This window comes from Halobaculum sp. MBLA0147 (assembly GCF_041361345.1).
Taxonomy (GTDB): Archaea; Halobacteriota; Halobacteria; order Halobacteriales; family Haloferacaceae; genus JAHENP01.
In genome coordinates, this window is record NZ_JBGKAD010000001.1 from 1,164,825 (window position 1) to 1,178,312 (window position 13,488).

The window sequence follows — 13,488 nt, forward strand, 5'->3', positions numbered from 1 at the left end:
CAGTCCGTCGCTGGCATGACGGACGACACGACCGAGCCGACGAGCGGTGGCGAGCCGAGTCGAACGGACGACGACCGCGAGCGGAGCCGAGCGGAGCGCGGGCGGGCGGGCGAGTCGCGACGAGACGGACGGCAGCGGACCCGACGGGACGTACTGGCGACCACGGCGGGACTCGTCGCGACGGCGGGCGTCGCGAGCCAGACGGCACTCGCGAGCCGGGCGAGCGTCGTCGGGAGCCGTGGGAACGACGGCGAGCGACCGCCTCACCCGCACGAGCGGTTCCGCGTAGAGGGACGACAGGCACAGCAGACGAAGGTCCGGCGAGACCACGTCGACGTGAAGCTGGTGAAGTCGGCACCCGCACTGAAGCGCCGCTACGGGATCGACCGCGGGACGATCCAGCGACGGATCACCTTCGACCGCCCGGAGCCGGAGGCGGACGACCTCCCGGAACGGCGGACACTCACCCGCAACGACGACTGGTCGGCACCGATCGCGAAGCCGGGCGAGTGGCGCGAGGCGTTCCGTCGCGACGCGGCGAGTCGCGACACCGCGCCCGCAGTCGTACCCGACGACCCCTCTGCCGGAGGAGTCGTCGTCCCGGACGGCGAGTCGCCTCGGCGAGAGACGGCGATCGACGTGACCGCAGCGAGCGACGGGCTGGCCCGGGAGTCAGACTACGCGTTCGGCGTGTACGAGTACGAGCAGATCGACGGGTTGTTCGAGCGGACCGCGCCGATGAACGTGATCAGCGACGAGCCGATGGCGGACGTGGTCGGGACGCTCACGTCGAACGGCTACACCGGGTACGTGATCCAGTACGACCGGTACGGCTACGACAGCAGCCGCGAGGCGTTCCGGACCCAAGACGACTCCGCCGCCACCGGTACGTTCGGCTTCCTCGGACGGAAACACGCCAAGTTCTGGGAGTTCGGCGGCCACACCTCCTGTTCGGCACACGTCGACGACGCCGTCCCTCACGACGCGGTCTCCCACGAGGACGCCGAAGAGCACGTCGAGGGTGTGTTCGACGACGCGAGCGGCTGGTCCGGCTACGACGACTACTACGCGTTGGAGAACGGCTCGTACCTCGACCACGACGGCTCCGCCACCGCGCTGTTCCGCTGAGTCGGGTGGAGGGGTTCGTCTCGCGTCGAGCGAGTGAGCACCGCGTCACGGCCCCGAGCCGTCGAGTTCGTCCAGGGCGTCGACGACTCGTTCGAGCATCTTCCGCTGTCCGCGCCGGAGGTTCTTCGAGACGGCCGGCTTGGACACGTCGAACTCGTCGGCGAGCGTCCCCAGCGTCGCCGAACGCGGGCTCTCGAAGTACCCCTCGCTGGCGGCCGTCTCCAGTGTCTCGCGTTCGACCGTCGAGAGGTCCCGACACCCCTCGACGAGCGTCATCGCCGCCCCGGCGTTCTGGACGAACTCCTGGAGCTCCGGGAGCTCCGGCTCCTCGCGGTCGACCACGTCGAACTCGTTGTGCCGGTCCAGCCGGGAGAGGGTCCCGTCCTCGTCCGCGCGGTCGTCGAACCCGACGTGCCACAGTTCGCTGCCGTCCTCGACGTAGAACGGCCCGGTGATGTAGCCGCCGCCGTCGCGGATCGTCTCCATCGCCGCCGTCTGTTCGATCACGGTCCGGATCTGAGCCACCCCACCGGTCTTCCGCAGGAGTTCGTACTCTCCCATGTTGTCGTGGTCGCGCAGCGAGGCGAGCCCCGACGCCAACGCCTCGCGTCCCTCCCCCTCGACGACCATCCGCGTCTCCAACGACTCCGTCGCGGTGTCGAAGTCCCACTGGACGGCGGAGAAGGCGACCTCGTGGTCCGCCGTCGTGTCGATGAACGGACAGTCGTACTGCTCCATGTCCAGTGTCGTGTCGATCATACCCGTACCCTCGCGAGCTAATCCGACGCGTGACGGAGAGATAAACGCTTTGCCCGGCTGTGACACGGAGCGGCCCACTCGGCCGGGCGAGCGGTCAGATCAGGTCGTCCAACTCCTCGGTCTGGAACCGCTCGGCCGGGTCCTCGTCGGGTTCGTCGTCTCGTTCCTGTGCCTCGCGAGCCCGCTCCATGAACTCCTCGACCCGTTGGGAGCGTTCGACGCCGCCGAGCAACACCAACGCGGCGATTCGCTCGGAGTCGAGCGGGAAGTCGCCGCCGCGAACGCGCATGCTCCCGGTCTCGTCTTCCACCCACGACCGGGCGCGCTCGACACCCTTCCGAGAGATGTTCTCCGGCTGCCCCGCGAGCACGACCAACCCGGTCTCGGCGGCGCGCGCGCCGGGCAGCGACGCACCCGTCATGAGCGCGTTGCGGGTGACGCTCGTGACGACGTTGACGTTGTCGTCGGCGTCGGCGGCGGCCTGCGCGCTGGCGTAGCCGAGCGACGCGATCCCGCCCGCTCGCAGCGTGTTGATGATCTCGCTGGTGTCGACGACGGACTCGCCGACGCCCTCGACGGCCTCGCCGGAGGCCATCAACAGGCCGACCCGCTGTGCGATCGCGTCGTTGATCGACTGGAACCCCTCCTCGACGCTCTCCCCGCTGGAGTGCCAGGCGTCGTTGTCGATCAACAGCGTCGCGTCGGCCTCGCGGACGAGCGTCTTCAGCGAGCGCCCGGCGTTGACCTGGTACATCGACCCCTCGCCACTCCCGGGGAGGATGCCGAGTCCGTACACTGGCACGTCGTACACGCGGCTCAGTTCCTTCGCGAGGACGGGGGCACCGCCGGAGCCGGTCCCGCCGCCGAGGCCGGCGACGACGAAGATCGCCTCCGCCTCTGCGGTGATCCGGCCGTCGAGTGCCGCCATCACCTCGCCGGCGTCGGCCTCCATCACCTCGGCACCGAGTTCGTTGTCGCCGCCGACGCCGTGTCCGTTCACACGATCCTGTCCGACGAGGACGGTGTCCAGTGGGAGGGGCTCGAGGTCTGCCTGTGCGGTGTTCACGGCCAGGGCGCCGCGGATGGCGTCGAAACCCATCTCGCGGTCGAACTCGACCAACGCGGAGGTCACCTTCCCTCCGGCCTGACCGACACCGATGAGGACCGTCTTCATACCACCCACTGCGGGTTCGGGTGGCTTGTATTTTCCCACTCACACGGTGCGTTCACACGACCCTGGATCCACCCTAAACACCGCCGTGTCGACTCCGAGGCGGTCCGCTCCGAGCGAGTCCGACGGTTCATACGTGATGACGGGCCCACTGTCTCCGTGCCGGACCACACCGATCACACCGACGACACCGACCACACCGACCACGCGGTGAGTGCGGCGAACGTGACCAGCACGACGAGTACGACGAGCACGACGACGGAGGCGGAGCCAGACGCGGCAGCGTTGGAACGGCGTGTCGACGCGCTGTCGGCGCGGGTCGACGAGTTGAGCGACTCGGTGGTCGAGTTGCGCGACTCGCTGACAGAGGTGACGGCGGCCACCCGCGCGCTCCGCGGGTACGTCGGCGGCGTCCGAGCGGTCGACCGGACGGTCGAGCGGCGCGCCGACGCCGCACTCGCGACGGCGGAGGCCGCTCTCGCAGAGACAGACACGTCGGCAGACGAGACGAGCCCACCTCCCGACACCGACGCGGCGTCCGAGGCCGACGGGTCCCTCGCGGACGACGACCACGCCGACGGGGACGACTCCTCCCACGTCCGTCGACTCCGCGAACAGTCGTGATCCGTCTCGTCGTCGCCGTCGCGCTGGCCGTCGGGTTGCTCGCACTCGCCGCGCCGGCGGTCGAGCGGGCGACCGTCCAGCGGACTACGGGGGCACTCGACCGCGGCGCGACGGCGCTCGCGTCGGCGAGCGACGAGTTGACCGCGACCGCGCCGCCGGTCCCGCTCGCGACCCCTGGCGCACGACGACTCGTCGAGGTCCGACTCCCGTCACCCGGGCCGACGGCCGCGCCGGTCCACCACCTGCGACTCCGGTGTCACGGCCCCAAGCGGCTCCAGTTCGTCGGGAGCGTCGGCGGGCGACGCCACACCACGAGCGTCGCGATCGACTGGCCGGTCGCACTCGTGACCGGAGCGAGCGGGAGGATCGGAGCGACCGGACCGACTGGATCGGAGCGCGACCCGGAGCGCGGCGGTCTCGGCCTCGAGAACGACGCCTCGGGAGACACCGCCGTGGACACGACCCTCGCGGTCGGGCTCCACAGAGTCGCCGGGCGACCGACCGTCGTCGTCGGACGAGCTTCCGGCGGCCACGTCCGGGGTGACGGACGAGCAGCGCGCAGAGCGGGGAGCGAGAACGGAGTCGATGGGGGAGAGCGACGCCGAAGTTCAAGTACGGAGACGGAACCACCCACGGTGTGTTCGACGACAGCGAGTGGGGTGTCCCGTCGGTCGACGACCTGAGAGACGAACTGCGGCGACGGACCGAGGCGTCGAGTAGACGACGTTCGGACCGGAGTGGAGACGCCCCCCAGAGCCACTGTGACTGTACGACGACGGTCGAGTCGGGGGAGGGCGACGACGACCCGACACTCGTCGTCGACGCGAGCGACTGTCGAGGGTCGTCACCTCCGGCCACCGCAGATCCGGACGGGACTCGACCCGCGACACGAGCGCCCCGTGGTTGCCTCTGGCGGGCGACCGGGTGTCGGGCGACGGTCGTCGCCGCACTCGCCGACCGTGAGGTGACGACCGTCGCGTGTCGGTCCGACGGGTGGATCGAGACGTACGCGGGCGACGGACTGACGCTGCTGCTCGCCGCGGGGCGCTTTCACGCGCGAGTCCAGGGGTACGACGACCGACTCGCCGCCCGTGTCCGTCGGGACCCCGTCGACGCGGCACGCGCGGCGACCGGACGCACCGGTCCGGTCGGACGACTCCTCGGAGAGACGGGGCTCGGACCCGTCGTCGGCGCCCTCCTCGACGACAGACAAACCGGAGACGAGGGCGACGACGGGGGCGGTGTCGGGTGGACGGCCGCTCTCCCGCCGCCGGCCGAGGGACCGACCTGTGCGCTCGGTCGCGTCCGTGCACCACCACAACCGGTCGACACGGTCGCCGACCGCCACGAACTCGACACCGGTGCGGTCGTCCGTCGGGTCCAGAACGACGCCGACACCGAGCGCCTCCACCTGACGCCGTTCTGTGTCGGACTCACGAACGGTGCACGTCGACTGCTCGCGGCGGCACACGACAGGCTCGCACGTGGCGTGGTCGACGGCGGGGGTCGTGCCGCCGAGCGGGCCGTCCGAACCGTCGCCGAGTCCGAGGGTGTCGCCACCGACGGCGGTGTCGGTAGCGGCGACACGGTCGCGTCCGCCGCCGTCGCCGTGGACCCCCCGCTCGACCGGTTGGCCGACGTGCTCGACAGACACACTCGCGGGTTGGGGTTCCTCGGCGACCTCGTCGCGACACCAGGTGTGACGGACTGTCTCGTGTCGGCGCCGGTCGTAGAGACGCCGGTGTCGGTCCGCGTGGACGGCGACCGTGCGATCACGAACGTCTGGCTGACGGAGTCGGACGCGCGGACCCTCGCCTCGCGGGTCCGTGCCGAGAGTGGGCGCGGACTCTCGCGAGCCAGTCCGACCGCAGACGCGACGGTCGACGGCGTCCGGGTCGCCGCCGTCACCGATCCGCTCAGTGACGGCCCTGGGTTCGCGCTGCGGACGGCGGCACGTGGCGACGACGCGACCGGGCGAGCTGGGAGTCGGACGACGAGTCGCGGGTCGGCGGGTGGTGCGACGAGCGGTGACGGGTCGCGGTGGACGCTCGCGCGACTCGTCGCGGCCGACACCCTCCCGCCGCGAGCGGCCGCACTCCTCTCGTTGGCAGTCGACCGCGGGGCGGCGGGGCTCGTCGCTGGCCCGCGCGGTGCCGGGAAGACAACGGCCCTGGGGGCGCTCCTGTGGGAACTCTCGCCGGACGTACGGACGCTCGCGGTGGAGGACACCGCCGAACTCCCACTCGCCGCGCTGCGGGCGGCCGGCCGAGACGTACAACGACTCGCGGTCGGGACGGACGACGACGCGGCGGCCTCGCCGACTGCGGCCGTCAGGACCGCACTCCGGCTGGGCGAGGGGGCACTCGTCGTGGGCGAAGTTCGGGGACGAGAGGCGCAGGCGCTGTACGAGGCGATGCGCGTCGGTGCCGCCGCGGAGACGGTGCTCGGGACGATCCACGGGAGCGACGCCGCGAGTGTGTACGAGCGGGTCGTCTCCGACTTGGGTGTCGCCGCGTCTGCCTTCGGCGCGACCGACTTCGTCTGCGCGCTCGGTGCGGATCACCGCCTCGTCGAACTCGCCGAAGTTCGGCCCGTGGAGGAGGGTGATTCGGTCACCTTCGCCACCCTGTTCGACCGGGACGGCGCGACGGGACGCGTCCGGCGTGGCGACAGTCGCCTCCTGGCGACCCTGACGCACCCCGAGGACTCCTACGGCGACACACTCGACGAACTCGCCGCTCGCGCGGAGTGTGCGCGGCGACTGGCCGATCTCGGGCGCGGAGAGACCGCGACCCTTCGCGCCACGGACGCGACTCGACCGGACGCGACTCGACCGGGCGGACGCGCCGACGACCCGACCTGGTCGGACGGGGGCGCCGGCGACTCGACCCGACCGGACGAGTTCGGCACGGAAGGGGACGACGCGTGAGCGACCCACCGCTCCCTCGGGTCTCGCCGTGTCTCCGGCTGCTCCGTGAGGTGTGCCGTCGTCTCCTCGCTCGCTTCCGCCGGTCTCCGCTCCCGTCTCCGACCCCGCTGCTCGCGACACTCGCGCGGTGGTGGCCGTGGCCCGTCGCCGTCGGGTCGGAACTGACGGCCGCGGTTCGACTGTTGGCGTCGCCCGACGACCCGGACCACCGGGCAACGCGCGTGGTCGCGGCGGGGTACACCTGCGGGGTGGTGGCGTGGCTGTTCGGGACGATAGCGCTCGCCACACTCGCGTCGGTGGACTCGCCGCCAGTCTCCGTCCCGCTCGTCGCCGTCGGCACGCTGCCGCTGGCGGCCGGACTCGGTGTCACCCACGTCGTCCACAGGCTCCCCGTGTGGCGTGCGACGTTCCGGCGGACACGTGCACTCGGTGCCGTGACGACGGTCGTCGGGCTCGTCGCACTCGGCGGCCGACTCTCTCCGACGCCGGAGTCCGCGGCGCGGTTCGGTGCGGAGGCCGGTCACGGCCCACTCGCCGACTCGCTCGCACGACACGTCGACGCGGCCCGTGGGCGGCACACTGCGGGGCTGACGGCGTGGGCGGACGCGTGGCGCGAGTGGTTCCCGGCGCTCGACAGAGCCGCCTCGCTCCTCGTCGCCGGTGTCGCGGCACCCGAGTCGGACAGAGACCGGACGCTCGACAGAGCCGTCGTGACGGTCGGCGACGCGGTCGAGTCGCGCGCCGCGACGTTCGCCGACGACGTGCGTGGCCCGCTCACCGCGTTGTACGCGCTCGGCGTGCTGCTCCCACTCGCACTCGTCGGTGCGGTCCCCGCGGCGGCCGTCGCCGGTGTCCCAGTCGGTCCGGTCACGTTCGTCGTCGTCTACGACCTGCTGTTGCCGCTGTGTGTGGCGGTCGCCGGAGCGCGGGTGGTGCTCGCGCGACCGGTCGCGTTCCCGCCCCCTGCCGTCTCGCTCGATCACGAGGCGGTGTCCGACCAGACGCGAGTCGCCGTCGTCGCCGGAGTCGCGGCCGCCGTCGTCGCAGCCCTCGCCGGATGGTGGCTCCTCGACCCGTGGGCTGCGGGTGTCGCCGCAGTCGGGGTCGGTAGCGGGGTGACGCTGACGCTCGTCGCACGGCCCGCCGTCGTACTCCGACAGCGGGTGCTCGCACTGGAACGCGGACTGCCCGACGCGCTCGCGCTGGTGGGACGACGGGTCGCCGCAGGGGAGACGGTCGAGACTGCGGTCGCCGACGTGGGCGAGACGCTGTCCGGCCCCGTCGGCACGGCGTTCACCGCCGCCGGGAGGCGCCAGCGGACACTCGGTGTCGGAATCGAGCGTGCGTTCCTCGGAGACCGGGGTCCGTTCGTCCGCCTGCCGACGAACCACGGTCGAGCTGTCGCGGCGTTGCTCGCTGCCGCGGTGACCGCCGGGCGTCCCGCCGGTGCCGTCTTGCTCGGCGAGGCCCAGCGGCTGGAGACGCTCCGCGACCACGAACGGCGAGCGCGACGCGAGGTGTCGTCGGTGACGACGACGCTCTCGAACACCGCCGCCGTGTTCGGTCCACTCGTCGGTGGTGCGACCGTCGCGCTCGCCGGTCGTCTCGACGGCTCGACCGCGACGGCGGCGCTGGCCGGCGACGGCGGGGTGCTGCCGGTGCCGCTGCTCGGGACGGCCGTCGGCGGGTACCTGCTCGCCCTCGCGGTCGTGCTCCCGACGCTGGCGACGGCACTGGAGACGGGTCTCGACGGGTACGGTGTCGCAGTTCGCGTCGGACGGACCACCGCCGTGGCGACGGTGACCTACCTCGCGAGTGTCTGTGCGACGGGTGTGATCCTCTGAGCCTCTCCGTCGACCGGTGGAGACCGCTCGCAGTCAGGTTACTCTACCGGCAGTGCGACCGCTCACTCGTTGGGCGAGTAGTTCGGTGCCTCGTCGGTGATCGTCACGTCGTGCGGGTGCCCCTCGGTCTGGCCGGCCTGCGAGACGCGGACGAACTCCGCCGTCTGCCGGACCTCCTCGAGCGTCTCGGCGCCGACGTAGCCCATCCCCGAGCGCATCCCGCCGACCAACTGGTGGAGTTCGGAGGCGAGCGGGCCCTTGTACGGTGTCGCCGCCTCGACACCCTCGGGGACGAACTCCTCGCCCTCCTCCTCGTCTTTGAGGTAGCGGTCGCCGCCGCCCTCGCTCATCGCGCCGACCGACCCCATCCCGCGGTACTGTTTGTACCGCTTGCCGTTCATCGTGATGACGCGACCGGGTGCCTCCTCCGTGCCGGCGAAGTACGAGCCGAGCATCACTGCGTGTGCGCCGGCGGCGACGGCCTTGATCGCGTCGCCGGAGTACCTGATCCCGCCGTCGGCGATCACCGGCACGTCGTGTGACTCGGCGACCTCCGCGACCTCCGCGACGGCCGTGATCTGTGGCATCCCGGCACCGGAGACGACGCGCGTGGTACAGATCGACCCCGGACCGATCCCGACCTTGATCCCGTCCGCGAAGTCGACACAGGCCTCCGCCGCCTCGCGGGTGCCGACGTTCCCGACGACCACGTCCGCGTCGACCTCCGCGGTGATCGCCTCCGCGGCGTCCAACACGTTCAGGTTGTGGGCGTGCGCGCAGTCGATGAACAACACGTCGGCGCCGGCCTCGTCGGCCGCGACGGCGCGTTCCTCCTCGAACGGGCCGACGGCGACCCCGACGCGCAACGAGCCGGACTCGTCGCGTGCGGCGTCGGTGTGTTCCCGTCGCTGGAGCACACCCTGCATCGTCACCAGCCCGACGAGGTGATCCTCGTCGTCGACGACCGGGACACGCTCGATCTTGTGGTCGTACATCAGCTCCAGCGCGTCGCGGGGTGTCACGTCCTCGGGCGCGGTGATGACCTCGTCGGTCATCGCCTCGCGGACGGCGTCCGACTCGCCGACCTCGAGGTACGGCCGGATGTCCGTGCCGGAGATGATCCCGAGCACGCGGTCCTCGTCGTCGACGACCGGCGCACCCGACACCTCCTCGTCCTCCATCATCCCGTCGACCTCTCGGACGGTCTGGTCCGGACTCGCGGTGACGACGTTCTCGCGACGGATCACGAGTTCGTCGGCTCGCTTGACCCGCTCGACCTCCGCGACCACCTGCTCGACGGTCATGTTGCGGTGGAGGACACCGAGTCCTCCGCGTCGAGCCATCTCGATCGCCAACTCGCTCTCGGTGACCGTGTCCATCGCCGCCGACAGCACCGGAACGGTCAACTCGACGTTCTTCGACACACGTGTCGACACGTCGGCCTCGTCCGGTTCGACGCGGCTCTCCGCCGGGCGGAGTAACACGTCGTCGAAGGTCAGCGCCTCGGGTACCCGCAGCTTCTCGGTGAACTGAGCGTCCGAAGGAGCGTCTCTCTCCATGTCGTCGGTCCGAATGGATCGGTGAAAAACGTTGTGTGGTCGACTCGCCTCGAGAAGCCGTGTCACGCTCGTGTCGACCGTCGGCGCTGGCCGGAGGACGTGGCTATCGGTGGACTGACACGTAGCGAGCGGAAGCTCACCTCTTCAGGGGTGGGAGGATGTCAAACGACTCGTCCAGCCGACACCGAGACGGCGGCCGAGCCGACGATACTACACTACTCGCTCCGGAAATCCGAGAGATCGTAACTCGCCTTTATAATAAACGCCGTCGACTGCTCGGTGCGTGCGGGCACTTCTCACACAACGCTTATGATTCCACTCCGGTACTGTTCGTGTATGCAGTCCGAGATCGCTACGCGTTCGAGCACCGTCGACGAGGAGTGGACCGCCGGCGAGGCGGCGCCGACACTCGCGACGGGATTCGAAGCGTGGCGACCGTTCGGACGGCCGAAATGCGGGAATCGGATGACACTCGTAGCCGGTCACGACGAGTCGTCACCGTCACCCCACCACCGTTCGGCCACCGGTGAGGCCCACCGGTATCGCTAGTCGATGAGCACCTCACGTCACCCGGTCGCCTACCGACTCGAACAGTTGGTCGGCGGCCCGACGAAGCTGTTGGCGACGGTGATGGCCCTCCCGCTCGTCGACGGCATCTTCCCGGCACTCGTGTTGGCCGGCACGTTGGAACAGGGCCCGCTGCGGATCGTCGAGACCGGGCTGTTGATCTTCGGCGGCTCGGCGACGATGGCGGTCATCCTCGCGGAGATGGACGGCTCGCGCCGCGAGCAGGTCGCCTCGATTCTGGTGTTGGCGGCCGTGTTGCTCCCGGTCGCCGCCGTGGAGGCGGCGATGGCCGAGACCATCCGGAGTCTGATCGACATGCCGCGGTTCAAGCGGTTCGCCGCGCTGGTGATCCTGGCGGTCGCCGCGAAGACGGCCAGCGCGGAGGTCGGCGAACTGCTGCCACGTCCCGCCGCGATCATCGGATTGGGGCTGTTGGCGAGTGTCTCGCCGGCCGGGTTCCAGTTGGTCGTCGAGTTGGACCCGGGGTTGATGGTACGCGCGGCGGCCGCCGCGGGTGTCGGCGTCGCCTTCGCGTTGGGCGTGGCGCTCACCGGACCGAAGCTCCGCGGGCGGGTCGACATCGACCGCTTCCGGTTCGGCTCGGCGGTCGCCTTGGGTGTGCTCGGGTTGTCGATCCTCGAGTTGGGGATCGTCGGCTCCGAGCACCCGGTCGCGCTGGGTGTCCTGCTCGTCACGATGGTGTTCTCGTACGACCCCAGCGGGGACGGAGTGGTCGACGCCGCGGACGGGTCCGACGACGACTCCGACGGCTCGGACGACGCGGGCGCCGACGGCGACGAGACGGCGGTCGACGAGGGGACGACGGAGAGCGGTCGGACGGACCCCTACGAGTACCTGGACGACGACCCGGACACGCTCCCGGACGGCGTGGCCGGTGCCGAGAGCGACCCGGACCGCACGCCCGTGCCGACCGTCGACGAGGACGCGACCGTCGTCGCGGACGGCGAGGGGCACGACGTCGGCGCGCGTGGCGTCGTCTCGGCCCGCGAGAGTTGGGGCACCGAGGCGGCCATCGACCCCGTCGACGCCGAGAGCGAGGCGAGCGAGCGGACGGACGCCGACGGGGTTGCGCGGCCGGCTGCGAACGGATCGTCGGCCGACAGCGAGCGCCGGACCGATGCGGACGTGGAGCCGGAGTCGGATGAGGAGACGGAGTCCGGCGCGGAGTCGGACGCAGACCCGGAGTCCACGGAGTCCGCGGATCCGGTGGACGAGCGGGCGCCGTGGCTGTGACGAGTGCCGTTGCTGTGACGGATGCCGGGTAGTGGCCGTTCTGGCGTCGACCGTCGGGTTTCGAGTCGGAGTAGTTCGGTGGGGGAGGTCTGGATCGTTCCTCGTGTGTCCAGCGTCGTCTCCCGCGTCGTCGCGCGACCGGGGGGTTTACCTCTCGGACGGCCGTCGTCGCGGTATGAGCAACCGCGTGGTGCAGGGGCGGATGGTGACGCCCGAACGGCTGGCGGAGCTGGTGGAAGGGGAGTCCGTGATGGACGCCGAGGACATCGAGGACGCCGACCGCGACTGTCCCGACTGCGGCGGCGACGTGCTCTCCGTCGGCTACATGCCCGACGTGACCGCGTTCGTCACCGGCTACAAGTGTCAGGACTGCGACTGGAGCGAGCGCGAGGCGTGACGCCGTCGGGCGGGGCGTGGGGTGAATCGTAACCCCTTTACGCGATTCTGTCGTGGACTCAGAGTGTGGGGTCGTGGCCCAGTCCGGTAGGGCGACTGACTCCAGAGGCACGCGCCCGGTGACGAGATCCAGACTGGTATACCGAGCGGTCGTCTGATCAACGCCCGCGATGACGACCCTCTGGAGAACCGAGGCGTCCCGGAGATATCAGTCGATCGGGGGTTCAAATCCCTCCGACCCCATTCGAATTAAAAGCTTTGGGGAGCCGTAGCGCCGTTTCTGGGAGGTGGTCTGCGTGAGCAGCCACCCGCGTGACCCCGACGCGGAGGAGCTACCGCTCATCTGCGAGTTCTGCGGTGGGGTCATCGAGGACGACGAGCAGCGGTGTCCGGCGCTGGAGACGGGGAGGTGCCGCCCATGACGGACGACGTGGAGGCGCGCCTAGACGCTCTCGCCGACCGTCTCGACGAACTCGAGGCGGAGAACGAGCGGCTGCGCGAGGAGAACGAGGAACTGCGCGGTCGCGTCGACCAACTCCAACGAGACAACGCTGAACTGCGGTCGACTGTTGCCGAGATCGAGTCTCGGCCCCGCGTTGGCTGGGACGACGCTCCGGACCCCAGCGGGATCAGCGTCGTCGCTCCGGAGGGTGACCACGAGTGGGACCTCTTCGGAGCGATCCACGCGAGTGCGTCGAAGGATGTCGTCGCCGATCTGGACGAGAGAGTCCAGACGGTGATGGATGCCGTCGAGTCTGGTGAACTCGAAGATCAGGGAGAGACGAAGCTCGGTCTGGAACCCGAGACGCCGCTCGAAGAACTCTGTGCCTGTCCCGACACGATCCAGCGACAGGCGACGCGGAAGGTCGACGTGTATCGTGCGGTGAAGTTCGCCGAGGAACTCTGGAACCGGTCTGAGAAACTGCCGAACGGCGACCGACACATCAACTCGTCCGACCTGTCACGGTGGTTGGCGTCTCGGTTCGACGAGATCGCGACGACCGCCACGGGTGAGCGGGCGAACTCGACCACCGTCGGGAGGGTGAGACGGGCGCTGTCGAAGTTCGGTAAGGATCGGATCGAGGTGACGGAGAAGAAGGGACGCGGCCACGAGACGAAGATCGTCGTCAACGCCGAACTCGCGGACCGGTGCCAGAAGTTCGGGAACGCGAACGTCGACGCCAGCATCGTGAACGAGTTGAACGCCGTCGACGCCGGGAATCACGACCCGGTGACGGGCTGACCACGGAGGCCCCG

The 13,488-nt window shown here is 70.4% G+C and carries 11 protein-coding genes, 1 tRNA gene and 1 pseudogene; 10 read left to right on the forward strand and 3 right to left on the reverse strand.

Annotation, left to right across the window (positions count from 1 at the left end; genetic code table 11):
• Positions 1–15 precede the first annotated feature (15 nt).
• The gene (locus RYH80_RS05580) at positions 16–1,128 is read left to right on the forward strand and encodes a hypothetical protein (protein ID WP_370902866.1); all 1,113 of its coding nucleotides are present in this window, start codon (positions 16–18) and stop codon (positions 1,126–1,128) included.
• A gap of 45 nt (positions 1,129–1,173) precedes the next feature.
• On the opposite strand, the gene RYH80_RS05585 is transcribed toward RYH80_RS05580, so the two are convergent.
• Both RYH80_RS05585 and RYH80_RS05590 read right to left on the reverse strand, forming a co-directional pair.
• On the reverse strand, positions 1,174–1,887 hold the full coding sequence (locus RYH80_RS05585) for a helix-turn-helix domain-containing protein (protein ID WP_370902867.1): 714 nt from the start codon (positions 1,885–1,887) through the stop codon (positions 1,174–1,176).
• A gap of 94 nt (positions 1,888–1,981) precedes the next feature.
• Positions 1,982–3,061, reverse strand: coding sequence for a tubulin/FtsZ family protein (locus tag RYH80_RS05590; protein ID WP_370902868.1), 1,080 nt, complete (start codon positions 3,059–3,061; stop codon positions 1,982–1,984).
• Positions 3,062–3,217: 156 nt separating this feature from the next.
• Here RYH80_RS05590 and RYH80_RS05595 point away from each other — a divergent pair, with 156 nt between their 5' ends.
• Genes RYH80_RS05595 through RYH80_RS05610 form a run of 4 tightly spaced genes read left to right on the forward strand, consistent with a single transcriptional unit; the run spans position 3,218 to position 8,455 of the window.
• Positions 3,218–3,682 (forward strand): DUF7310 family coiled-coil domain-containing protein, encoded by a 465-nt coding sequence (locus RYH80_RS05595; protein ID WP_370902869.1) that lies wholly within the window; start codon positions 3,218–3,220, stop codon positions 3,680–3,682.
• Positions 3,679–4,365 carry a DUF7311 family protein gene (locus RYH80_RS05600; protein WP_370902870.1) on the forward strand — a complete coding sequence of 229 codons (687 nt, stop codon included), beginning with the start codon at positions 3,679–3,681 and terminating at the stop codon, positions 4,363–4,365. The genes RYH80_RS05595 and RYH80_RS05600 overlap by 4 nt, the downstream gene beginning before the upstream one ends.
• Complete coding sequence (locus RYH80_RS05605) at positions 4,320–6,611, forward strand: ATPase, T2SS/T4P/T4SS family (RefSeq protein WP_370902871.1); 2,292 nt, start codon at positions 4,320–4,322, stop codon at positions 6,609–6,611. Before RYH80_RS05600 ends, RYH80_RS05605 begins: the two co-directional genes overlap by 46 nt.
• On the forward strand, positions 6,608–8,455 hold the full coding sequence (locus RYH80_RS05610) for a hypothetical protein (RefSeq protein WP_370902872.1): 1,848 nt from the start codon (positions 6,608–6,610) through the stop codon (positions 8,453–8,455). The genes RYH80_RS05605 and RYH80_RS05610 overlap by 4 nt, the downstream gene beginning before the upstream one ends.
• A gap of 62 nt (positions 8,456–8,517) precedes the next feature.
• Here RYH80_RS05610 and guaB read toward each other — a convergent pair whose 3' ends face one another.
• Complete coding sequence (guaB, locus tag RYH80_RS05615) at positions 8,518–10,014, reverse strand: IMP dehydrogenase (RefSeq protein ID WP_370902873.1); 1,497 nt, start codon at positions 10,012–10,014, stop codon at positions 8,518–8,520.
• Between the two features lie 552 nt (positions 10,015–10,566).
• Here guaB and RYH80_RS05620 point away from each other — a divergent pair.
• From RYH80_RS05620 to RYH80_RS05640, 5 genes and pseudogenes are all read left to right on the forward strand, one after another.
• Positions 10,567–11,559: pseudogene (locus tag RYH80_RS05620) on the forward strand (DUF5794 domain-containing protein); the annotation flags it as partial.
• A gap of 451 nt (positions 11,560–12,010) precedes the next feature.
• Positions 12,011–12,232 (forward strand): DUF5795 family protein, encoded by a 222-nt coding sequence (locus RYH80_RS05625; protein ID WP_370902875.1) that lies wholly within the window; start codon positions 12,011–12,013, stop codon positions 12,230–12,232.
• A gap of 67 nt (positions 12,233–12,299) precedes the next feature.
• Positions 12,300–12,474 (forward strand) — tRNA-Trp (locus RYH80_RS05630).
• Between the two features lie 53 nt (positions 12,475–12,527).
• Complete coding sequence (locus tag RYH80_RS05635; protein WP_370902876.1) at positions 12,528–12,653, forward strand: hypothetical protein; 126 nt, start codon at positions 12,528–12,530, stop codon at positions 12,651–12,653.
• Complete coding sequence (locus RYH80_RS05640) at positions 12,650–13,474, forward strand: hypothetical protein (protein ID WP_370902877.1); 825 nt, start codon at positions 12,650–12,652, stop codon at positions 13,472–13,474. Before RYH80_RS05635 ends, RYH80_RS05640 begins: the two co-directional genes overlap by 4 nt.
• The last annotated feature ends 14 nt before the right edge of the window (positions 13,475–13,488 follow it).

Coding starts and splice junctions, on each gene's coding strand:
- guaB (WP_370902873.1), bottom strand. CDS start 10,014: ATGGAGAGAGACGCTCCTTCGGACGCTCAGTTCACCGAGAAGCTGCGG.
- RYH80_RS05640 (WP_370902877.1), top strand. CDS start 12,650: ATGACGGACGACGTGGAGGCGCGCCTAGACGCTCTCGCCGACCGTCTC.
- RYH80_RS05585 (WP_370902867.1), bottom strand. CDS start 1,887: ATGATCGACACGACACTGGACATGGAGCAGTACGACTGTCCGTTCATC.
- RYH80_RS05590 (WP_370902868.1), bottom strand. CDS start 3,061: ATGAAGACGGTCCTCATCGGTGTCGGTCAGGCCGGAGGGAAGGTGACC.
- RYH80_RS05580 (WP_370902866.1), top strand. CDS start 16: ATGACGGACGACACGACCGAGCCGACGAGCGGTGGCGAGCCGAGTCGA.
- RYH80_RS05625 (WP_370902875.1), top strand. CDS start 12,011: ATGAGCAACCGCGTGGTGCAGGGGCGGATGGTGACGCCCGAACGGCTG.